This is a genomic window from Kitasatospora sp. NPDC091335 (genome assembly GCF_044757205.1).
Classification (GTDB): Bacteria; Actinomycetota; Actinomycetes; order Streptomycetales; family Streptomycetaceae; genus Kitasatospora.
The window spans coordinates 128,094-149,166 of record NZ_JBIVUM010000008.1; the positions used below are offsets into that span (position 1 = coordinate 128,094).

At 73.7% G+C, this 21,073-nt stretch carries 15 protein-coding genes and 2 pseudogenes; 10 read left to right on the forward strand and 7 right to left on the reverse strand.

Going from position 1 to position 21,073, the window contains the following annotated elements:
- Nucleotides 1–511 precede the first annotated feature (511 nt).
- Both ACIQOW_RS18930 and ACIQOW_RS18935 read right to left on the reverse strand, forming a co-directional pair.
- Nucleotides 512–763: pseudogene (locus ACIQOW_RS18930) on the reverse strand (transposase); the annotation flags it as partial.
- A 541-nt stretch (nucleotides 764–1,304) separates the two neighbouring features.
- Complete coding sequence (locus tag ACIQOW_RS18935; protein WP_401086203.1) at nucleotides 1,305–2,270, reverse strand: NmrA family NAD(P)-binding protein; 966 nt, start codon at nucleotides 2,268–2,270, stop codon at nucleotides 1,305–1,307.
- Between the two features lie 102 nt (nucleotides 2,271–2,372).
- Between ACIQOW_RS18935 and ACIQOW_RS18940 the strand changes: the two genes are divergently transcribed.
- Entirely contained in the window at nucleotides 2,373–2,933 is a 561-nt protein-coding gene (locus ACIQOW_RS18940; protein WP_401086205.1) for a TetR/AcrR family transcriptional regulator, read from the forward strand.
- Nucleotides 2,934–2,959: 26 nt separating this feature from the next.
- Here the strand turns inward: ACIQOW_RS18940 and ACIQOW_RS18945 are convergent, their stop codons facing one another.
- On the reverse strand, nucleotides 2,960–3,922 hold the full coding sequence (locus ACIQOW_RS18945; RefSeq protein ID WP_401086207.1) for a zinc-binding dehydrogenase: 963 nt from the start codon (nucleotides 3,920–3,922) through the stop codon (nucleotides 2,960–2,962).
- Nucleotides 3,923–4,009: 87 nt separating this feature from the next.
- Here ACIQOW_RS18945 and ACIQOW_RS18950 point away from each other — a divergent pair, with 87 nt between their 5' ends.
- Entirely contained in the window at nucleotides 4,010–4,654 is a 645-nt protein-coding gene (locus ACIQOW_RS18950) for a TetR/AcrR family transcriptional regulator (protein ID WP_401086210.1), read from the forward strand.
- 198 nt (nucleotides 4,655–4,852) lie between these two features.
- Here ACIQOW_RS18950 and ACIQOW_RS18955 read toward each other — a convergent pair whose 3' ends face one another.
- Entirely contained in the window at nucleotides 4,853–4,990 is a 138-nt protein-coding gene (locus ACIQOW_RS18955; protein ID WP_401086212.1) for a hypothetical protein, read from the reverse strand.
- 371 nt (nucleotides 4,991–5,361) lie between these two features.
- Here ACIQOW_RS18955 and ACIQOW_RS18960 point away from each other — a divergent pair.
- Both ACIQOW_RS18960 and ACIQOW_RS18965 read left to right on the forward strand, forming a co-directional pair.
- A pseudogene (locus tag ACIQOW_RS18960) lies at nucleotides 5,362–5,959 on the forward strand (IS5 family transposase); the annotation flags it as partial.
- Complete coding sequence (locus tag ACIQOW_RS18965; RefSeq protein WP_401086215.1) at nucleotides 5,949–6,074, forward strand: hypothetical protein; 126 nt, start codon at nucleotides 5,949–5,951, stop codon at nucleotides 6,072–6,074. The pseudogene ACIQOW_RS18960 and the gene ACIQOW_RS18965, both read left to right, overlap by 11 nt.
- Before the next feature lie 105 nt (nucleotides 6,075–6,179).
- On the opposite strand, the gene ACIQOW_RS18970 is transcribed toward ACIQOW_RS18965, so the two are convergent.
- Nucleotides 6,180–7,760, reverse strand: a complete 1,581-nt coding sequence (locus tag ACIQOW_RS18970) for an MFS transporter (RefSeq protein ID WP_401086217.1) — start codon at nucleotides 7,758–7,760, stop codon at nucleotides 6,180–6,182.
- A gap of 86 nt (nucleotides 7,761–7,846) precedes the next feature.
- Between ACIQOW_RS18970 and ACIQOW_RS18975 the strand changes: the two genes are divergently transcribed.
- The 3 genes from ACIQOW_RS18975 (at nucleotide 7,847) to ACIQOW_RS18985 (ending at nucleotide 9,938) form a co-directional block, all read left to right on the forward strand.
- Nucleotides 7,847–8,506: a TetR/AcrR family transcriptional regulator gene (locus ACIQOW_RS18975; RefSeq protein ID WP_401086220.1), complete on the forward strand. Its 660-nt coding sequence runs from the start codon at nucleotides 7,847–7,849 to the stop codon at nucleotides 8,504–8,506.
- Between the two features lie 162 nt (nucleotides 8,507–8,668).
- Nucleotides 8,669–9,100, forward strand: coding sequence for a GNAT family N-acetyltransferase (locus ACIQOW_RS18980; RefSeq protein ID WP_401086223.1), 432 nt, complete (start codon nucleotides 8,669–8,671; stop codon nucleotides 9,098–9,100).
- Between the two features lie 463 nt (nucleotides 9,101–9,563).
- Nucleotides 9,564–9,938 carry a hypothetical protein gene (locus ACIQOW_RS18985; RefSeq protein ID WP_401086226.1) on the forward strand — a complete coding sequence of 125 codons (375 nt, stop codon included), beginning with the start codon at nucleotides 9,564–9,566 and terminating at the stop codon, nucleotides 9,936–9,938.
- 530 nt (nucleotides 9,939–10,468) lie between these two features.
- Here the strand turns inward: ACIQOW_RS18985 and ACIQOW_RS18990 are convergent.
- Complete coding sequence (locus ACIQOW_RS18990; protein ID WP_401086229.1) at nucleotides 10,469–11,659, reverse strand: cytochrome P450; 1,191 nt, start codon at nucleotides 11,657–11,659, stop codon at nucleotides 10,469–10,471.
- An 89-nt stretch (nucleotides 11,660–11,748) separates the two neighbouring features.
- Nucleotides 11,749–12,627, reverse strand: coding sequence for an alpha/beta fold hydrolase (locus ACIQOW_RS18995; protein WP_401086231.1), 879 nt, complete (start codon nucleotides 12,625–12,627; stop codon nucleotides 11,749–11,751).
- A 171-nt stretch (nucleotides 12,628–12,798) separates the two neighbouring features.
- Here ACIQOW_RS18995 and ACIQOW_RS19000 point away from each other — a divergent pair, with 171 nt between their 5' ends.
- The 3 genes from ACIQOW_RS19000 (at nucleotide 12,799) to ACIQOW_RS19010 (ending at nucleotide 21,045) form a co-directional block, all read left to right on the forward strand.
- Complete coding sequence (locus ACIQOW_RS19000; protein WP_401086235.1) at nucleotides 12,799–14,736, forward strand: BTAD domain-containing putative transcriptional regulator; 1,938 nt, start codon at nucleotides 12,799–12,801, stop codon at nucleotides 14,734–14,736.
- Nucleotides 14,737–15,179: 443 nt separating this feature from the next.
- Complete coding sequence (locus ACIQOW_RS19005; RefSeq protein WP_401086238.1) at nucleotides 15,180–16,715, forward strand: hypothetical protein; 1,536 nt, start codon at nucleotides 15,180–15,182, stop codon at nucleotides 16,713–16,715.
- Between the two features lie 31 nt (nucleotides 16,716–16,746).
- Nucleotides 16,747–21,045 carry a hypothetical protein gene (locus ACIQOW_RS19010; protein ID WP_401086240.1) on the forward strand — a complete coding sequence of 1,433 codons (4,299 nt, stop codon included), beginning with the start codon at nucleotides 16,747–16,749 and terminating at the stop codon, nucleotides 21,043–21,045.
- Nucleotides 21,046–21,073: the final 28 nt, after the last annotated feature.

Below are 21,073 nucleotides of genomic sequence, written 5' to 3' on the forward strand. Positions count from 1 at the left end.
ACGCCTCCGCCCCCCGCTCGCACCAGCGCACCAGGTTGTCGGCGCGCTAGACCAGGCATGGGGAGGCGCCATCGGCCAGGCGGTTCACCACGTGGGCCGTACCGCAGCACCGGCCGGGGACCTCCGATCCGGAACCGGGCTGGTGGGGTCGGCGCCAGCCGGTCGATCCGCACGGTCTCGCCGCACGACGGCCAGGTCCGCGAAGGCGTGTGCGGCAGCGGCCTGCTCGACGTCGGGTACGCGCCCCTCGCGGTCGACACCGGCCAGCACATGATCGACGGAGCCCGGTACCTGCGTGGGATCGGCGTCGACACCGAGGTCTGCTCGCTTGTCGCCTACCACTCCTCGTCGGAGTGGGAGGCGGCGGAGCTGGGCCTGTCGGACGCGCTCGCGGAATTCCGCCGGCCGCCGTCGGAACTGCTGGACGCGATCACGTACTGCGACCTCACCAGCGGTCCTGACGGCTCCGTGGTCGACCCAGTGTCCCGACTCGACGAGGTTCTCAGCCGGTACGGCACCGGCGGAACCCTCGGCGGACCCGGGCCAGGGCCAACATCGCTGCTGGCAGCGGGCGTTCCCACGGGCGGCACAGGTCGGCGGCGAGCGGGCGGGCCAGGCGGAGCTGGGTGTGGGCGACGATGACCAGGCAGGTCCACAGGTCGGCGGTGTCCGGTGCGCGGAAGTGCGGCGCCGCCCAGCCGAGGGTGCACTTGAGCAGGCGGAAGGTTTGCTCATGGTCGAATCTACCCAGAAAGGTGCGCCAGATCCCTTCAGCTTCGTTACTCGACATCTCGAAGCATGAGGGGCGGCCGCCTCTGCTGTCTCGGGAAGAACCGCAGATCAGCAGGTCGGGTGACCTCCGAGGTTAAACAACAAGCTCAGCCTGCGCCGAATGATCCGAGCCGAGAACCACACGCCCACGGAGGGGTAGCCCGCAGGGCCTTCCACCCCTTATGAACTGGCCGACCGGCTTGTCAGCATGGGCCAAGCCTACTCGTACCTGCCGTCATAAGAAGTTCGATCGCCAGGTCGGGTCGCGAAGGGGCGGTCTACGCTGTCGCGCGGGCAATCGGAGCAGGTCGCGGCGGGCGGGGGATCGGATGGCGTGGGAGTTGGGGATGGCCGGCTTCGTGGAAGGTCCGCCGCGAGCATTTCGCGGCGGACCTTCGGCCCCCCTGTCCGCCCGCTCGACGGGACGGGCCCGGCCGACGCGTGCCGTCGGACTGCGACGGACCGGATCGGGTCGTCCACCTCCGGCGGCTGGGTGCCTCGTCGGGGAGGCCGCCGCCGACGGAATCGGTCCGTCAGGTCCCTCCGTGCAGGGCGTCGGTGGCCGGAAGGTCCGCTGAAGAGGTCTCCTGTCGCCCGTTGCCGCGGAGCCGGTCCTGCGCCCACTTCTCGAAGGTCGTGAGGGGCAGGCCCAGATCCTTCGCGAAGCCGGGTCGGGCGGGCTGTGGTTCTTCGTTGATGCCGGCCTGCGCGAAGCCCATGTCGGGCATCCCGGCGGCGGTTGCTTCCTCGCCGGTCATGTCGGGTGCCGCCAGTTCGACGCCCAGGGCACGGGAGAGGGTCGCGGCGATGTCCGTCATGGACAGGAAGTCGCCGGCCAGTTCGAGTTCGACCCCGTCGAGCCGTTCCGGCTCGGCGATGGCCGCGGCGGCGGCCGCGCCGATGTCGGCGACGGCGACGAGGGAGAGCCGGGTCGCGGGCTTGAGCAGGGTGACCAGTCCGCCCTCGATGCCGCGGGGGAACATGATCCGGGCGGAGGGGAGGAAGTTCTCCATGAAGAAGCCCGGCTTGACGAGGGTCCAGTGGGCGAAGCCCGCGTCACGGACCCGGTCCTGGATCCCGGCCTTGGCGCTGTAGTACGGCTCCATCCACGCCCACCGGTCCTTGACCCAGCCGACATGCTGCCCCGCACCGGAGACAGAGGTGTGGACGAACTGCGGGACCCCCGCGGCCCGGGCTCCTTCGATCAGGTTGACGGCCTGCGCGACCTCGCCCTCGAAGCCGCGGCCGTCCATGTCGGGCATCTGGACGGAGAACACCGCGCGCGCCCCCTCGGCGGCCCGGCACACCGAGCCGAGGTCGTCGAGGTCGCCGGTGACCAGCTCGACGCCCAGCGCCTCGATCTCCTTCGCCCGGTCGGTGGCGGGGTCGCGGACCAGCCCCCGGACGGGAATCCCCGCGGCGATCAGGGCGCGCGCGGTGGCACCGCCCTGCCGGCCGGTGGCGCCGGCGACCAGAACGGGAACGGACTCTGTGGTCATGAAGCTCCTCCGCCGAGTACCCGGATGCAAACGGCGGGGCCCGCCGTTTATATCCGGTACGATACGGAGGGCCCCGCCACTTAGCAAGCACGGAGACGCCCCATGACCGGCCAGCGCGCGGACGCCCGGCGCAACCACGCCCTGATCCTCGCCGTGGCGGAAGCCGAGGTCGCCGCGCACGGCGCCGACGCCTCCCTGGAGCAGATCGCCCGTACCGCCGGAGTCGGATCGGCCACCGTCCGCCGGCACTTCCCCACCCGAAGAGCCCTTCTGGAAGCGGTGTTCGGCAACCGGATCGATGCCCTGTGCGCCCTCGCCACGGAACTCGCCGGCGCCGACGACCCCCGGTCCGCACTGCTGGACTGGCTGAGCGCACTCACCACGTACGCGGCCTCCGCGCGCGGCATGGCCGGCGCGCTGCTCCAGGACGGAGCGGACGACGCCGATCACGTGAACGCCTGCGCGGCCCGCCTCGGCGGCGCCGTGGACCCGCTGCTGCACCGTGCCGCCCGGTCCGGTGCGGTGGCGCCCGAGGTGACCACGGCCGACCTGATCGCGCTGGTCACCGGCCTCACGCTCGCCACGGAGCACCACCCGGACCCGGCCGCCGAGGCGCACCGGCTGCTCGCCCTGACCGTGCGGGGCATCAGCCCGCGCAGCTGATCCGCACAACGCGGCGGACGCCGGGCTCAGGGCGTCAGGACGACCCTCCCGAACACCTCTCCCGCGTCCATCGCGCGATGGGCCGACGCCGCCTCCTCCAGCGGCAGCACCTCGTGCACGACCGTGCGCAGCCTCCCGCCCGCGGCAGCCGCGAACTGGGAGGACCGCACGGCCTGCCGGTCGGGCCCGGGCACGGTGTCAGAGCTGAAGGTGGCGAACGACAGCGACCTGCGGAAGCCGTCCATCAGCCGCATGCCGAAATCCGCCGGCGGCGGCCCGCCGACCACGCCGACCGCCACGTAACGCCCGTTGGGGTTCAGCCTGTCCACGAAGACCGGGAGCTGCGCACCGGCGACGACGTCGATCACGACGTCGAAGCCCTCCGGCGTGCCAGGTCCCCCCTCACCCGCGCGGCCCAGGACGTGGGTCGCGCCCAGGTCCTTCAAGCGGGCGCCGCGCTCCGCTGAGGATGTGGTGACCGCCACCGCGCCCGCCCCGCCGCCGGCCGCGAGTTGGACGGACGTGATCCCGATGCTGCCCGCCGCCCCCCGGACGAGGACCTCGTCGCCCGGCGCGAAACGGGCCTGCTTCAGGGCGAAGTGGGCGACGACGCCGGAGCCGCCGAGGGTCACCGCCTCCGCGCCGCTCAGGCCGTGAGGCAACGGCGTCACAGCGTCGACCGGGGCGACGGCGTATGCGGCGTACCCGCCGGACAGGCCGGTGAACGCCCACACCTTCCGCCCGGTCCACGAGCCGTCCACGCCCTCTCCCACCGCGGAGACGGTTCCGGCGACCTCGCTGCCCGGGAGGTGGCCCGCCCGGAAACCGTAGGAGGCGAGGGTCCCGCGGCGGATGACGGCATCCACTCCGCCCACCCCGATCGCCTCCACGGCGACCTGCACCTGCCCCCGTGACGGAAGGGGCACAGGCAGGTCGGTGACCTCCAGCCCGTCTGGATCACCGAACGTCCTGATGACGACAGCCTTCATGATGTCTCCCTGAGCCGGTGGAGGGACGGCGACGCCGCGTTCGGACCGTAACGGACAGCTCCGTCCGCCCGACTGAAACGAGAGAGAATGACCGGCCGATTGACTCAGTCCGCACGCCGCGACGCCCACGACAACCGGGCCCGGATCCTGCACGCCGCCCGCGTGGTGTTCGGCGAGGACGGCTTGGGCGCGCCCGTCCGCGAAGTCGCCCGGCACGCAGGCGTGGCCCCCGCCACGCTGTACCGTCACTTCCCTACCAAGCGGGCCCTGATAGCCGAAGCCTTCGCCGAGCAGCGCCGGGCCTGCCACACCGCCGTCCGCGACGCCCGCGCGGACTCGGACCCCTGGCACGGCCTCCAGAACCTGATCCAGCGGATCTGCGAACTCCACGCACACAGCCGCGGATTCGCCGACGCCTTCATGACGGCCTTCCCCGAAGCCTCCGACTTCACCGCCGACCGCGGACGGACCGTACGGGCGGTCACCGAACTGGCCCACCGCGCCCAGGCCTCCGGCCGGCTCCGCCCCGGCTTCGTCGTCGACGACCTGATCCTCATGCTCATGGCCCACCAGGGCCTCCAGGATGTTCCTCCCGCTGCCCGGCTCGCAGCCTCCCGCCGTTTCGCCGCCTACGTGATCGAGGCGTTCCGCGCGACACCCGGGACGGGAGCCCCCGCATCGCTGCCGCCGGCCCCGGACCTGCGGCCCGCACGCTCACCCGGCCCGTCGTGACCCCGTCACCACCACGGTCCGCGGCGCCGGCCAGCCGGCGCCTTCGCTACCGAAGCCGGGCCGCGGCCGGCAGGACGCCTGCGGGGCCCGGTCGGCGCTGGCACACGTCCCTTACACGCCTGGAACAACAGGATGCCTCCGTCGACTCCACGGTCAACCGGGCCCACCATCGGCGTGCCGCCCAGTAGGACAGCGGCCTCACCTCGCCGCGCCGGTCCGCCAGACCGGCATCCCGGCTGACGGCAGGCCGTCCTCCTCCAGGTAGGCCGCGAGGTAGGCCAGCCCCTCGGGCGACGTCGGGACGGGCTGCCGGACCCGGGTGCCCTTCGAGATCACCCAGAGCCGGCCCTTGGTCCACTCGACGTCCCCGGGGCCGACGCCCAGCAGCCCGGAGGCACGGGCTGGAGGCGATGTAGTTGGCGAGCAGGGCCTTGTCCCGCGCGCAGCGCATCTGCGCGAAGAGCTCGTCCCACTGATCGTCAGGTATCGACCGAGGGTGCCGCATATGCACCTTCGGCCGCGACCGGGCCCTGCGGAACGGCTTCCGGTCCTCCAGCGGCGACGGGTGGGCCAGGGCCGCCCGGCGGGCGGCACTCTCGGGTACCGGGTTGACCAGCGGACCCCGGCCGAAGGGCTGGTGGAACGCGTAGAAGCCGTGGACGACCGTCAGGTTGTGAGCGATCGCCTCAGGTGACCCGAAACGGGAAGAACGGCGACGCATCCGGCGCCAGCGCAGGCTCCGGCTGAAGGAAGCCCTGCTCGGACGCTCCAGGGGTGGGCAGACCAGCAAGATCCACGTTGCCGGTGAGCGGAAGTGCCGCCCGCTGGTGTTCATCCTGACCGAGGGCCAGGCCGCGGACAGCCCGCAGTTCATCCCCGTGCTGGAGAAGGTCCGGGTTCGCGGACCCGTCGGCCGTCCCCGCACCCGACCCGGCGCGGTCGCCGGGGACAAGGCCTACTCGTCCCGCGGCAACCGTTCCCACCAGCGCAAACGCCGTATCAAGGCGGTCATCCCGGAGAAGAAGGACCGGGTCGCCAACCGGAAGTAGAAGGGCAGCCGGGGCGGCCGGCCCGTCAGCCACGACGCCGAGCTCTACAAGGAGCGGAACACCGTCGAGCGCCTGATCAACAAGCTGAAGGCCTGGCGAGGCATCGCGACCCGGTATGACAGGAGCCCGGAAAGCTACCTCGCCGGCCTTCCACCTCCGCGGCGCAATGATCTGGATCAAGGACCTCACGCCGAACCCATTGATCACGACCGAATACGCGGCCCGGTGCTGCTCCTCGCAAGTTCGTGGAGGGTGACTTCGCCAGCCGCGACGACCTGATCGAGAAGCTGGAGGCGTACGTGATCGGGCACAACGAGACCGCGCGGCCCTACCGGTGGATTTTCGAGGGCACCCCGCTCAAGGCAGCCTGATCACCACCCCTCCACGCCCACGGTCCGAGCCGCGCGCCTGCGATGTGTACGAATTCCGCCAAGGCGGGAACGTAGTGCAGCGGTCTGACCGCGTCGGAGAGGTATCTACGCGTTGTGGGATGACACCGACACCTTGCCCGTTTCCGGCGTCTTCTCAGGTTTCGCGGTCGGCTGCTCAGCGGTCGGTCGCTGGCGCAGCCAGACGAGGGCCGCTACGGCGCCGAGCAGGGCGACCAGGGCGCAGAGTTGCGTTCCGTGGTTCATCGCGGTGGTGAACGCCTCGTCCGCGGCGGCGACCAGTCGGCCGGCCGGATCGGGGAGCAGCTCGGCGGCGAGCAGGTGAGCGGACGTCAGGTCTTCGGCGGCCGGGGAGGGTGCGCCCGGCAGGATGGTGGCCAGTTGCGAGCGGTAGGAGGCGGAGACGAGGGTGCCGACCACTGCGATGCCCAGGGCTCCGCCCAGTTCGCGGACCACGCTGTTCACCGAGCTTGCCATGGGCGACTTCTGGCGGGGCACGGCGGCCACGGTTGCCGTGCTGGCCGGCGCCATGACGAGGCCCATTCCCGCGCCCACCGCTCCCATGGTGAGTGCGAGCACGGCGAACGGCGTGCCGACGGTGACGAGGGAGAGGCCGCCCAGGCCGGCGGCCATGACGGCGAGTCCGGCGGCGATGGTGTTCCGGGGGCCGAACCGGGCGGTGCTGCGGTCACTGGTCGCGGCGGTGGCCGCCATCGCCAGCGCGAACGGCAGAGCGCCGAGCCCAGCCGCGAACGGGCTGAATCCGTGTACGAGTTGCAGGTACTGGGTGTAGCCGAACAGCACGCCGAACAGGGCGAAAAAGGTGATCCCGAGGATGCCGCTCGCGACGCTGAACGTCCGGTCGGCGAACAGCCGCACGTCGACCATCGGGTGGGCGGTACGGAGTTCCCAGCGGGCGAACGCCGCGAGCAGCACGGCCGCCGCGCCGGCCTCGACCGCGGTGGCGGCCGTCAGCCAGCCGCGTTCGGGGCCCTGGACTACCACGTCGACCAGGGCGGCCAGGCCGGTTGCCGAGAGCAGCAGACCGGGGATGTCGAGGCGACCGGTACGGAGGCCCGGCAGGGCGGGGACCAGCAGCAGGATGGCAGTGAGCGCGACGGCGACCAGCGGCACGTTGATCCAGAAGACGCTGCCCCAGGCGAAGTGGTCGAGCAGCAGCCCGCCCGTGACCGGGCCGGCCACGATGCCGATACCGGCGGTCGCGGACCAGACGGCGATGGCCCTGCCGCGCTCCCGGGGGCCGAACAGCGCCACGATGATCGAGAGGGTGGCCGGCATGACGAACGCCGCACCCAGTCCCATCACCGCGCGGAACGCGATGAGTTGCCCGGTCGAGCCGGACAGCGCGGCCGACGCCGACGCCACGGCCAGCACCGTCAGGCCGCCGACCAGCGCGCGGCGGTGCCCGAACCGGGCGCCGAGACTGCCCGCGGTGATCAGCATCGCAGCGAACACCAGGGTGTAGGCGTTGTTGATCCACTGAAGGTCGGCGGTGGAGGCCGACAGTGCCTCGGCGAGTGCGGGCAGGGCCGTGTTGAGCACAGTGTTGTCGATGGTGGTGACGACCAGCGCCAGACAGAGCGCCGCCAGTGCGGGCCTGCGGCGCGGGTGACCCGACTCCGGGTGGGGTGTGCCTTCGATGCCCATAATGTCCTTACGGTCGTAATCTTACGAGTGTGAGCTTTCTGGCCGGGACGCTACATCGATCGGCTAACACCTGTAAAGTTGCGGCCATGAAGAAGGCCCCCACAGCTACCGACCTCCCCGCCGACCAAGGGGAGGACGCTTCGCCCCGGGCCCGCAACCGGCGCGGGCAGGGCCTGCTACTGCGCGAGGAGATCATCCGGGCGGCGACCGCCCTCATCGTGCGCACCGGCTCCGACCAGGCCGTCACCCTGCGTTCCGTGGCCCGCGAGGCCGGCATCGCCGCCCCCTCGATCTACGCGCACTTCCCCGACCGGAACGCCATCGTCGAAGCGATCGTCGTTGAGGCGATCACGCAACTCCACCAGGCGGTCACCGCCGCCGTCGCAGCGCACGACGACCCGGTCGAGGCGCTGCTCGCAGGCTGCGCCGCCTACGTCGACTTCGGCGTCCGCGAACCCGCCCGCTACCGCGTCCTCTTCGGCTGGGCCCGCCCCAAGCCCGAAGCCCCCGCCACCGACGTTCCCGGCCGCCAGGGACTCGACGCCTTCCAGACCCTCGTCGACAACCTCGATGCCTGCGTACGCGCCGGCCGCTCGTCCAGCACCGACCCCTTCGCCGACGCCGTGACCCTCTGGACGGCCCTCCACGGCCAGGTCACCCTCCGCGCCGACCTCCCCGACTTCCCCTGGCCCCCCACCGACACCGTGGAACAGATGACCCGCCGCCTCGGCCGCATCAACCCCTGACCCGTCCGACGAAGCATGGCGTCATACGCTCCACGCCCACACCGCTCCAGGAACTTGCACGGAGCGGCACAACCAGGACGAGTCATTCCGAAGTGATCGTGATCCGGCAGTTGCTGCTCAGGGCGGCGGCTCCCGGCGGCAGGAGGCTGCTTGAATGCATCCATGAGCACCGATCTGCCAGACGGCTTTGAGATATCCGCTGACCCGGACCGTCTTGACCACGCGGTCATTCACGAGTGGCTGTCGAAGGATGCGTACTGGGCGATGGGGCGATCCCGGGAGAAACAGGACGCGGCGATGGCCAACTCCCTGAACTTCGGGGTCTACGACAGCGGCACCGGTGTCCAGCTCGGCTACGCCCGGGTGGTCACCGACAAGGCCACGTTCGCGTGGCTGTGCGACGTCTACATCGCTCGCAGCGGCCGAGGGAAGGGCCTGGGGCACGCTCTCGTCACGGCCGTCTGCGAGCATCTCGAGCCCTACGGACTACGCCGTGTGCTGCTGGCCACCGCGGACGCTCACGCGATCTACGCCAAAGTGGGCTTCGCGTCACTCGAGAAGCCGGAGAAGTGGATGACGCTCGGCGCGCAGTAGGCCCGTCCGCGCTTCGTCCGGCGGCGCCCCTTCGCTCAAAGACGGCCGGACAGTGCAGGCAGGGCGTCCAAGATCGTTCTGTGACAAGCGACCTGGACACCCTGCTCACCGCACTGTACGTAAAGATCGACGACGAGATCACCGACACCCGCTGGCTGGGTCGGCCGCCGCAGTTGACGGACTCCGAGCTCGTCTGCCTCGCTGTGGCCCAGGCGCTACTCGGCTTCGCGTCGGAGTCCAGGTGGCCGCGGTTCGTCGGCACCCGCCTGGGCGGCATGTTCCCCTACGTCCCGAAACAGCCGGGCTGGAACAAGCGGCTGAGGGCTGCTCTGCCGCTGATCAAGCGGGCCATACGGCTCCTTGCGACGGACACCGACTCACCCGCGCCCTCCCGGACCTTCGGCAGGCGGCGGCCGACCCGCAGAACGCGCGGTCGTGGATCGCGATCAGCACCGCGGCGGCGGTGGCGGCGGGCGACGGGCACCTGTGGAAGACGCAGCTGGAAGGCAACGGCGGGACGTGGACGCCGTCCGACCCCACCAAGTCCGGCGGGGCCCCGGCGACACCGAAGACGGGGCCCGCCGTGGTGGTGCACGACAAGGACATCAGCGTCTTCACCGTCGACCCCGACAGCCACCGCCTGCGGGAGACACGGCAGAAGGAAGGCCTGGGGCCCTGGACGACCGGCGACCTGACCGAAGGCGGCACGACGCAGGTCGTCCTGAGCCTGTTGCCGGCCGCGGTCGGGGATCCCGAGGCCGAAGTGACCCGGGTGCACGCGGTGGACAGCGACGGCGCGCTCCGGATGTGGAGCACGGGGCCCGGGAGCCACACGTGACCCCGCCGCCCCTGCTGGAGCGCCGCTTGCGCCCGCGACCGGGGCGCTGGCCGGCGGTGGTTGGCCCGGGGCCGTCTTCGTGTCCGCCCCGGCCAGGAGGAGCTCCGGGTCGCGCCCCCGGGACAAGGGGTCGCCCCCGCGTGCGCGACCGCGGCGCGCGGGGGCGCCGCGACCGGGCGGCGGCCGCGCTCGGGGGCGGAGCGGAAGAGCGTTTCCGTACCGGTGCAGCGCCCCGACTCCCCCGCCGGCCGGCCTTGGCCACGTGAAGGTCCTGGGAGGTGATCTGCCCGAGGGCGCACATCCGGTGGTGGGCGGAGCAGGCGCTCGGGAGGTTCCCGAACACGTCCGGGCCGCCGCCCCTTGCGTGGTCGAGGATGTGACAGCGGTCCTGAGCGGGGAACCGGCAGCCCTGGAACGGGCGGGCGAAGCCGACGCCGGGGCCGAGGTCGCGCTTGAGGTGCTCGGGCAGCTCCGGACGGTCACTCATGTCCCCATACCGCCACCCGGGTTCGTGATCGATCACCGGGGCCTCACGTCGCGTCGTGGAACCGCACCGGCAGGCTCGCCAGTCCCCTCAGCAGGGTGCTCGGCCGCCGGAGGAGGTCTGCCGGGTCGGCATCGAGGGCGAGGCGGGGGCGGCGCTCGATCAGGGTCCGCAGGGCGACGGCGGCCTCGACCCGGGCGAGGGGGGCGCCGAGGCAGTGGTGGATGCCGTGGCCGAAGGCGAGGTGGCCGGCGGGCTTGCGACGGATGTCGAACCGGTCCGGGTCGGGGAAGTGGAGCGGGTCGCGGGAGGCCGCGGCCAGGGAGACGAGGACGCTGTCGCCGGCCGGGACGGTGGTGCCGCCGATCCGGACCGGTTCGGTGGCGAAGCGGAAGGCCGCGGCCCCCACCGGGCCGTCGTGGCGCAGGGTCTCCTCGATCGCGCTGTCGACGAGGCTCGGGTCGGAGCGCAGGGCGGCGAGCTGCTCGGGGTGGGTGAGCAGGGACAGCACCGTCCCCGAGATGAGGTTGACGGTGGTCTCGTGTCCCGCGACGAGGAGGAGGAAGGCCATCCCGAGCAGTTCCTCGGCGGAGAGCCCGTCGGCGGCCGGGGCGACGAGCGCGCTGAGCAGGTCCTCACGCTGGTCGGCCCGCCGTTCCTCGATGAGGGCCGTGAGGCGAGCGGTCATGGCGCCGGCCGCCTCGCCGACGGCCTGCGGCGAGCTGGGCGTGACCAGTTCGGTGGACCAGGCCCGGAATCCGGCGCGGTCCTCCGCCGGTACGCCGAGCAGTTCGCAGATGACGGTCATCGGCAGTGGCAGCGCGTAGGAGGCGACGAGGTCCGCGGAACCCTCGGCGGGCAGGGCGTCGACCAGGGTGTCGGCGATCTCCTGGACGCGGGGGCGCAGCGCCCGGATCCGGCCGGCCGTGAACTCGGCGGCTACCAGCGCGCGCAGCCGGGTGTGCTGGGGAGGGTCGCTCTGGAGCATGTTGACCCCGAGGGCGTGGCCTCCGTCGTCGGTCCAGGTGGAGGAGTGCCGGATGTCGTTGCTCAGCCGGGGATCGGTGAGTGCGGCGCGGACCTCCTCGCGGGCGACGACGAGCCAGGCTTCGCCGGATCCCGGTACGAGTATCCGGTGGACCGGCCCCTTTTCGCGCAGGGCCGCGTAGGCGGGGTAGGGGTCGACGGTGACGTCGATTCCCGTGGGAGACAGTTCCTGGAGCGTCGGAGCGGGCATGGATGCCTCCTGAAAAGCGGGGAGTGCCCCCCGGTTGGTGGACCCGATCGTACCAAATCGGGGAGGGTTCCCCATTTTCAGGCGGTCGCTCAGCGCGCCAGCAGGCTCCGGATCGCCGCCGCGATCTCCTCGGGCGCCTCCTCGGCCATGAAGTGCCCCACCCGGGTCAGCCGGTGGTCGAGGTCCGGCGCCCACGCCCGCCACACCGCGGCGGCGTCGTAGCCCAGCTGAGCGCCCCAGTCCCGCTGGACCACGGTCACGGGCATGGCCAGCTGCGACCCGGCGTCCAGGTCCGCCTGGTCGTGCACGACGTCGATGCCGGCCGACGCCCGGTAGTCCGCGACGATCGACGGCACCGCCGCGGCGCTCGCCCGCAGGTACTCGGCCCGCACGGACTCCGGCAGGGCGGCCGGGTCCCCGGCCCAGGCGTCGAGGAACGAGCCGAAGAAGGCGTCGGCGCTGTTGGCGATCATCGTCTCCGGCAGACCGGCCGGCTGCGCCATCAGGAAGAGGTGGTAGCCGACCGCCGCCGGCACGCCCCGCAGGACGTCCCACATGTCGAGCGTCGGCACGACGTCGAGCAGGCCCAGGTGCGTGACGGTCTCGGGGTGGTCCAGCCCCGCCCGGAACGCGACCAGCGCGCCCCGGTCGTGGCCGACCAGGGCGAAGCGCTCGTGGCCGAGCGCCGCGGCCAGGGCCACGACGTCGGCGGCCATGGTGCGCTTGGCGTACGACTCCGGGTCGGCGCCCGCCGGCTTGTCGCTGGCGCCGTAGCCCCGCAGGTCCGGACAGATCACCGTGTGCTCGTCCGCGAGCCGTTCGGCGACGTGCCGCCACATCAGATGGGTCTGGGGGAAGCCGTGCAGCAGCACGACCGGGCTGCCGCTGCCGCCGACGGCGGCGGCCAGCTCCACACCGTCCGCACCGGGCAGGCGTACGAGGTCGAAGCCGGGAACAGTGAGCGTCATGGGAGGACCGTCCTCTCGGGTCGGGGGGGTGACCGGGCCCGCTCGGACCGGTCGGGGTGACCGGGCCGGAGTGAACCGGTCGGGGTGCGACCCGGCCAGCGTGGACGACGTCGATCAGCAACCGATCAGTACGGTTGGGCGCGGCCCGCTCCGGCACGGAGGATGGGGAGCATGCGAATCGACGTGCTGGGTGCCGTGCGGGCCCTCCGCGACGACGGGAGCCCCGTCGACCTGGGCGGGCCCCGCCATCGGGAGGTGCTCGCCCGGCTCGTCGCCGCCGAAGGACGGATGGTCACCACCGACACCCTGGTCGACGACCTGTGGACCGACCCCCCGGCCCGCGCCGTGGGCGCCCTGCGCACCTTCGTCGCCGCCCTGCGCCGCGCCCTCGAACCCGGCCGGCCGCCCCGCACCCCACCGCGCCTGCTCGTCACCGAAGGCCCCGGCTACGCGCTGCGCCTGCCGCGCGAGGACGTGGACGTCCACCGGTTCCAGGACGCCCTGGTCCGCGCCCGGCGCGACCCCGGCGCCGTGCCCGACCTCGACGCGGTGCTCGCGGCCTGGCGCGGGCCCGCCTACGCCGACGTCACCGACTCCGCGTGGGCGCGGCGCGAGCGGACCCGGCTGGAGGAGTGGCGGCTGGAGGCGGTGGAGCTGCGTGCCCGCGCCGCCCTCGACTCCGGGGAAGGGGCCGGCCTCGTCGCCGAACTGGGCGCCCACGTCGCCGAACACCCCTGGCGCGAGCCGGCCTGGGGACTGCTCGCCCGCGCGCTGCACCAAGCGGGCCGCCGGGCCGACGCGCTGGCTGCCCTGCGCCGCGCCCGCGCGATGCTCGTGGACCGGCTCGGACTGGACCCCGGCGCCGAACTCCGGCGGCTGGAGGCGGACTTCCTCAACGATGCGGCTCCCCCGGAAGGCGCCGGCACCGTGTGGAACGGCCCCGGTGTACGGCTCGGCCCGCGCACCACCGTGGACCTGGCCCGCACCCTCGCACTGGCGGGTGGCGACGCCCTCGTCCGATCTCGGCGCGACCGCCTCGCCGCGGTCCGGGCCGCGCAGCGCACGGGAGACCTCCGGTTGACCGCCCGGATCATCGGCGCCTACGACGTTCCCGCCCTCTGGAGCCGGGCCGACGACCCCGAGCAGTCCCGCGCCGTCGTCGCGGCCGCCGAGCACACCCTCACCGCGCTGGGCCCCGACGGCCCCGCCGACCTGCGCGCCCGCCTCCTGGCCACGATCGCCGTCGAGAGCCGCGGCGCGGACCTGTCCGGGACCGAGCGGGAGCGCGCGCTGCGGGCGGCCCGGCAGGCCGAGGCGCTGGCACGGGACCTGGCCGATCCCGCCGTGCTGGCGTTCGCCCTCAACGGGGTGTTCCTGCAGACCTTCACCCGCTGCGGGCTCGCCGCCGCACGGGACCGCATCGGCGCCGAGATCCTCGACCTCGCCACCTGCCACCGGCTGCCGAACTTCGTCGTCCTCGGACGACTCGTCCGCCTGCAGAGCGCCTCGGCCCTCGGCGACCTCGACGCCGCGGCCGCGCACGCCGAAGCCGCCGAACGGCTCGCCGCCACCACCGAGGCGCCCCTCGTCCCCGTCCTCACCGCGTGGCTGCGGGCCCGGACCACGGCCACCCGCAGCACCGAACCCGGCGGACCGGGCGCCGCCACGGCCGCGGTGCGGTACCGCACCGCCGAGGCCGCCCTGCGCACGGCCGGCATGCCGGGGCTGCACCGCGGCCTGCTCGCGCTCGCGCTCCTGGGGCTGCGCCTGCTGCACGACCGGCCCGCGCCCACCGACCCGCGCCTGGACTGGGGCCCCTACCGGCCGTGGGCGCTCCCCCTGGTGCTGCTCGCCCAGGACCGGGTCGAACAGGCCCGCACCGCACTCGCCGCCGTGCCCGAACCCCCGCACGACCACATGCAGGAGGCCCTGTGGTGCCTGACCGCCCGCGCCGCCGTACACCTGGGCGAGCGCACGGCCGCCGCCCGCGCCGAGGCCGCCCTGCGCGCCGCCCCCGCGGAACACGCCGGCGCCGCGAGCGGAATGCTGACCCTCGGCCCGGTAGCGCGGTACCTGGCGGAGGCACGGGCGTGCGCCGGGACCGGGTGAGCGCCGGCGGCCGGCGACCGGGCCCGCTCACTCCCCCTGGGACCAGGCGGCGACCGACAGGGACACGTGGACGCCGAAGTCGACGAGCCCGGTCGCGGCACGGATGCCCGCGTGGAGCGCGTCCACGCGCTCCTGCCGGTCGGCCGCCCCCGCGGCGAACCACGTCGACCTGATCCCGATCACCACCGGCAGGCCGCCGCGGTCCAGGGGCCAGCGGACCCAGCGGCCGGAAGCGGATCTCGACGTCCCCCGGCGGCACCTGACACACGGTTTCGAAGGACGGAACCACGGTGCGGCCGTGGGAGCCGGCGGCAGCGGGACGAGCCACGACATCGGCCGCCGCCGCGCCGCCCACCGCACGCCCGCACCGGTCGTTCACGGCTCGCGGCCGTTCTCGACGAAGCCGCACGCGTGGCGGGTCCGCTCCCCTATCGTCGGGTGCCATGGGGAACATGGGGGCCGGCGGGTTCGGCGGTGCGGTGCCCTGGTCGGGTGTGCCACCGGTGTTCGAGGACCGGACGCCGGACGCGTGTGTCGTGGTACCGGGCATCATGGGCAGCGTCCTGGAGGACGCCGCGACGGGCCGCCCGCTGTGGGGCGTGGACCTCGGGATGTTGACGGGTGCGTCGACCGGTGAGGAGCTGTTCGGCGCGCTGCGGGCGGACGAGTCGGAGCGGGCCGCCGACGCCGACACCTTCCGGCGGGCGCCGCTGACCCGCGTCCGGGCGACCGGGCTGCTGGCGAAGCCGTGGTGGCTTCCCGTCCTGGAGGGCCTGGACCCCTACGGCGAGGCGGTCAGGAGCCTGCGGAAGGTCGCGCTGGCGCCGGAGGCGGTGGCGCCGTTCCCGTACGACTGGCGCCTCGCCGTCGCCTACAACGGCGCGGTGCTCGCCCGCGCGGCCCGCGCGCACCTGACCCGCTGGCGCGAGCGGGTCGACGCCCGGCCCGACTGGAGGGCCGCCGGTGGACGGGAGCCGCGGCTGCTGTTCGCCGCGCACTCGATGGGCGGGCTGGTGGTGCGGGCCGCGCTGGAGCACGACCCCGAACTCGCGGCCGACACCCGGGCGGTGGTCACCGTCGGGACCCCGTTCCTCGGTTCCGTGAAGTCCGTCCTCACCCTCAACCTCCGGCACGCCGGGGCGAAGCCGGCCAGGCTGCTGCGACAGGTGCAGGCGATGGCCGCGACCCTGCCGGGCATCCACGACCTGTTGCCCGGCTACCGCTGCCTGGACCGCGGACTGTCGGTCGACCGCCTCACCCCCTCCGATGTCGCCCGGCTCGGCGGCGACGAACACCTGGCCGCCCGCTCGCTCGACGAGCACACCCGCCGCTGGGAGCACCCGTACGCGATGCCCGGGCACCGCGTGATCGTCGGCGAGGCACAGGCCACCGTGCAGACCCTCGACGAACAGCGGCACGCCGGGCACCCGGTCGCCGTCGGACGGCACCACTCCTTCGACGCCGGCGCGGACGGCGACGTCGTCCGCGACCCGGCCACCGGCATCCCCGCCCGCCGCGACTCCCGCGGCGACGGCACCGTCCACACCCCGTCCGCCCAGGCCGGCGGCACCGAGGCACGCACCTACGTCTTCGGCCAGCACGGCACCCTGATGCGCCACGACGACGTCCTGCGCCAGCTCCGCAACATCGCCCTGGAACGCACCCCGGGTCCTCGCCTCTCCGGCGCCAGCGCCGGACCGGGCCTGGAGACCCCCCAGCTCGGCGGGACGTTCGGGCAGCCGCTCACCCTCCACGCAACCGGCCTCGACACCCCGGCCAGGGGGAGCCTCACCGTCCGCAGCGCCACCACCGGACGCATGGGCCACCCCCTCACCCTCCGCCGCGACCCCGAGCGCACGGACGGCGCCCTCGCCGCCCGCTTCACCGCCGACGCGCCCGACCTGTACCGCGTGACCCTGGACGTCGAGGACCACGTACCGATCACCCAGCTCGTCCTCGTCAGCCCGCCCGACGCCTGAACCCGCCCGACGCCTGAATCGGAACCCCGCCTTGACCACACCCGTCGGCACCGACCGGAACGCGACCGAACCGCCCCCCGAGGGCGGAGGGATCGAGCTGTTCCCGGTGAACTTCACCGCCTACCGGCAGCACCCCGCCCTGGACACCGAGGCCCACGTCCGGGCGATCGCCGACCTGCTCGCTCCCTACGGTCCGCGCGTCAACAGCTGGACCGTCCCCGAGGACGAACGGGACCGGCAGGCCGTCGAGGACCGGCTCGGCGCATGGAAACGGCCCACCGCCTCCCGCGGCGGCAACACGGTGCTCTACTGGGTCGGCCACGGCAGCACCGAACACCTCGCCCACCACCGCACCCCCGCCCCCATCGACGACGGAATCTCCCCGGAGGAAGTCGCCCGCGCGATCGGCAGCCGCCAGATCCACCCCGACAACGAGGACGGTTGGGCGATCGTCGTCATCGACGCCTGCTTCTCCCGGGACTTCGCCCGGGAGGTGCACCGCGTCCTCCTCGGCAGGAAGTACCGCGACGCCGGCCGCTACCTGCTGCTGTCCACCGCGGCCGAGGGCTACGCCGAACTCGGCGCCTTCACCGGCGCCCTCCGGCACGTCCTGACCGTCACCTTCCGCGGGAAGCCCGACATCGGCCTCGCCGAACTCGGCGTCGAACTCAACCGTGAACTCCGCGGCGGCTACCGCGGTGACAGGGCCGTGCACGGCGACCGGCTCGTGCGTCTCACCCCCGACGTCGCCACCACCGTGTCCGCGCCGCTGGACCAGCTCGCCGAACTCCAGGCCGTCATCGACCGGCTGCCCGCCGACGAGCAGCGTCACTTCCTCCCCAAAGCGTCCGGTGCCGAACTCGGCGAACTCGCCTGGTACTTCCACGGCCGCACCGAGGAGCGCGACCACATCCTGCGCTGGCTGGCCACCGCCACCCGTGGCGCCCTCGTCGTCACCGGCCCCGCCGGCTCCGGCAAGTCGGCCCTCCTCGGCCACGTCCTGCTGCACACCCGTTCCCGGCTGCGCGACGTCCTCGTCCGCCACGGCCACCTGACCGCGCTGCCCACCGAAGTGCCGTGCCCGGACGACCCGTTCGACCTCGTCGCCCACCTCTCCGGCCTCACCCTCGCCCGCACCGTCCAGCTCGTCGCCGAAGCCGTCGGCCTGCCCGACCTCGTCCGGCAGGCCGAGGACGGTCAGCCACCCGCCGTCCTCGCCGCCCGACTCGTCGCCCGGCTGCGCGCCCGGCCGACCCGGCTGACGCTGCTGTTCGACGCCCTCGACGAAGCCGACCAGCCGCTGCTCATCGCCGCCCTCCTCCTGGGCCCCCTCGCCGCCCTGCCCGCCGTCCGGGTCGTCATCGGCACGCGCCGCTCCACCCACGAAGGCCCCGACCGGCCCGCTCCCACCGACACCGACATCCTCGACGCGCTCCGCCCCCGGCCGGTCCGCCGCGAGGCCGGACCGCGGCCCGGCGTCGAACGCGTCGAGGTGAAGCAGGACCCGAAGGCCCTCGCCGGATACCTGCGTGCCAAGCTCGACGCCGCCAGACACCGCGGCGCCCTCGACGCCGACGAGGCGACCATCGAGGACGCCGTCCACCGGCTCGTTGCCGACCACCAGCAACACGGCGCCGAACCACAGCAGTTCCTCTACGTCCGGCTCGCCGCCCACGAACTCCTCAACGACCCCGGCCTCCTCACCGACCCCACCCCCCTGATCGGCCGCACCCACCGCCAGCTGTTCACCCGCGCCCTCCAGCGACTCCAGCGCGCCAACCCGGACTACGCCCCACTCCTGCGCGCCCTCGGCCTCGCCCAGGGCCGCGGCCTGCCCGCCCAGGACGGCATCTGGGCCCTCACCGCCGACGCCCTCGACAGCCGCACCGACACCGGCTCCGACACCGGCAGCAGCATCCCCGAGCTGCTGCGCGACGCCGCTCCCTACCTCACCCTCGACCACGAACACGAGCGGAGCGTCTACCGCCTCGCCCACCGCACCTTCACCGAACAGTTCACCGCCGCCCCGGACACGGCGCGCGGCCACGCCCTCCTCACCGCCGCCCTCGCCGGGCACGGCCGGCAGTGCCTGGGCGCGCAGGAGGACGCCACCGCCCCGCCGGACGCGGTGGTCAGCCCTTACGTCCGCCACCACCTCGCCGCCCACGCCCGCCTGGGCCACACCGCCGGAGCCCTCCACACCCTCGCCGACCACACCGAGGTCCTCGACGCCCTCGACCTCACCAGCATCACCGCCGCGGCCTTCGACCACGGCCTGCCCTCCCACGAACTGCCCCCGGCCATCGCCGGGACCGTCCTGCTCCAGCACCACGCCCGCGACACCGCCGCCACCGAGCAGTCGGCGAACAGTACGGCCGGCTGGCGCCGCTGGTGGCGCCGGCTCGGCACCAGCTACATCCAGGGCGCCCCGCCCCCGGCCGAAGCGCGCCCCCGCGACCCGCGCGGCTGGCCTCCGGAACTGACCGTCGGCGAAGTCCGGCAACGTAAACTCCACCTGCAACTCACCGGCCACACCGACAAGGTGAACGCGGTGGCACTGTTCACCGCGCCCGACGGCACTCCGCGTCTGGCCTCGGCCGGTGCGGACCGGACGGTGCGGATCTGGGACCCGGCCACTCGCGCCCAGGACGGCCCCTCCCTCACCGGCCACACCGACGCGGTGCGTGCGGTGGCGGTGTTCACCGAAGCCGACGGCACCGTGCGGCTGGCCACGGGCGGGGACGACGGGGCGGTGCGGATCTGGGACCCGGCCACCGGAACCCAGGACGGTGTCCCCCTCACCGGCCACGGCAGCGGAGTCGCCGCGGTGGCGGTGTTCACCGCACCCGACGGCGCCGTGCGACTGGCCACGGGCGGCGACGACGGGACGGTGCGGATCTGGGACCCGGTGACCCGCGCCCAGGAGGGCCGGACCCTCACCGGCCACACCGACAAGGTGACCGCGGTGGACGTGTTCACCGCACCCGACGGCACCGTGCGGCTGGCCACAGGAGGCCATGACACGACGGTGCGGATCTGGAACCCCGCCACCGGCGCCCAGGAAGGACCGACCCTCACCGGCCACAGCGGCATCGTGCGTGCGATGGTGGCGTTCACCGCGCCCGACAGCACCGCACCCGACGGCACCCCGCGCGTGGCCACGACCGGCGCCGACGGGACGGTGCGGATCTGGAACCCCGCCACCGGCACCCAGGAGGGCGACACCATCACCGGCCACAGCTTCGGAGTGGCGGCGATCACGGTGTTCACCGCGCCCGACGGCACCCCGCGCCTGGCCACCGGCTGCTATGACGGGGAGGTGCGGGTCTGGAACCCGGCCACCGGCGCCCTGGAAGCCGTCCCCGTCACCAGCGACGACCACTGGGTGAGCGCGGTGGTGCAGTTCACCGCGGCCGACGGCACCCCCCGCCTTGCCACCGGCGGCGAGGACCACACGGTGCGGATCTGGAACCCGGCCGCCCGCCCCCAGGAAGGCGAACCCGTCGACGACAGCATCTACGGAGTGATGGCCGTCGCGGTGTTCACCGCGCCCGACGGCACGCCGCGCCTGGCCACCGCCGGCCACGACAAGACGGTGCGGATCTGGAACCTGACCACCGGCAGGCAGGAAGGCGCGCCCCTCACCGGCCACACCAGCTGGCTGCGCGCGATGGTGGCGTTCACCGCGCCCGACGGCACGCCGCGCCTGGCCGCCGGTGACGGCGACGGGACGGTACGGATCTGGAACCCCGCCACCCGTGCCCAGGAGGGCGTGCCCCTCACCGGGAACGGCAGGGCAGTGGATTCGCTGATGGTGGTCACCCTGGCCGACGGCACGCCGCGCCTGGTCGCCAGTGACGGCGACGGGACGGTGCGGGTCTGGAACCCGGCCACCTGCACCCGGGAGGACGGCCCCATCACCGGGAGCACCAGCGGGGCGCGGAAGGCGGCGGTGTTCAGCGCGGCCGACGGCACGCCCCGCACGGCTGTCGGCGGCGAGGACGGGACGGTGCGGGTCTGGAACCCGGCCACCGGCGCCCTGGAGGGCGCGCCCCTCACCTGCCACGACCACTGGGTGAGCGCGGTGGTGGCGTTCGACGCGCCTGACGGCACGGCGCGAGTGGCCAGCGCCGGCATCGACAAGACGGTGCGGATCTGGGACCCGCACACCCGGACCGGGCAGACGCTGACCCTGGCGGACGGGGTCGAGGCACTGGCGGAAGGCCACGGACTGCTCATCGCGGGCACCCGGTCGGGCTACCTCGCGATCGACATCGCGTCCCTGCCCACCGACCCTGCCGGCAGCGGCACCCCGGACGCCCCGCTGTGACCAGGCGCCCGAGGCGGCCACCGGCGCC

What these genes read in the sequence shown, in the direction of transcription:
- ACIQOW_RS18950 (WP_401086210.1), top strand. Translation starts at nt 4,010, where the DNA reads ATGACCGGCCGATTGACTCAGTCCGCACGCCGCGACGCCCACGACAAC.
- ACIQOW_RS18935 (WP_401086203.1), bottom strand. Translation starts at nt 2,270, where the DNA reads ATGACCACAGAGTCCGTTCCCGTTCTGGTCGCCGGCGCCACCGGCCGG.
- ACIQOW_RS18980 (WP_401086223.1), top strand. Translation starts at nt 8,669, where the DNA reads ATGAGCACCGATCTGCCAGACGGCTTTGAGATATCCGCTGACCCGGAC.
- ACIQOW_RS18940 (WP_401086205.1), top strand. Translation starts at nt 2,373, where the DNA reads ATGACCGGCCAGCGCGCGGACGCCCGGCGCAACCACGCCCTGATCCTC.
- ACIQOW_RS19000 (WP_401086235.1), top strand. Translation starts at nt 12,799, where the DNA reads ATGCGAATCGACGTGCTGGGTGCCGTGCGGGCCCTCCGCGACGACGGG.
- ACIQOW_RS18975 (WP_401086220.1), top strand. Translation starts at nt 7,847, where the DNA reads ATGAAGAAGGCCCCCACAGCTACCGACCTCCCCGCCGACCAAGGGGAG.
- ACIQOW_RS18995 (WP_401086231.1), bottom strand. Translation starts at nt 12,627, where the DNA reads ATGACGCTCACTGTTCCCGGCTTCGACCTCGTACGCCTGCCCGGTGCG.
- ACIQOW_RS18970 (WP_401086217.1), bottom strand. Translation starts at nt 7,760, where the DNA reads ATGGGCATCGAAGGCACACCCCACCCGGAGTCGGGTCACCCGCGCCGC.
- ACIQOW_RS18945 (WP_401086207.1), bottom strand. Translation starts at nt 3,922, where the DNA reads ATGAAGGCTGTCGTCATCAGGACGTTCGGTGATCCAGACGGGCTGGAG.
- ACIQOW_RS19005 (WP_401086238.1), top strand. Translation starts at nt 15,180, where the DNA reads ATGGGGAACATGGGGGCCGGCGGGTTCGGCGGTGCGGTGCCCTGGTCG.
- ACIQOW_RS18990 (WP_401086229.1), bottom strand. Translation starts at nt 11,659, where the DNA reads ATGCCCGCTCCGACGCTCCAGGAACTGTCTCCCACGGGAATCGACGTC.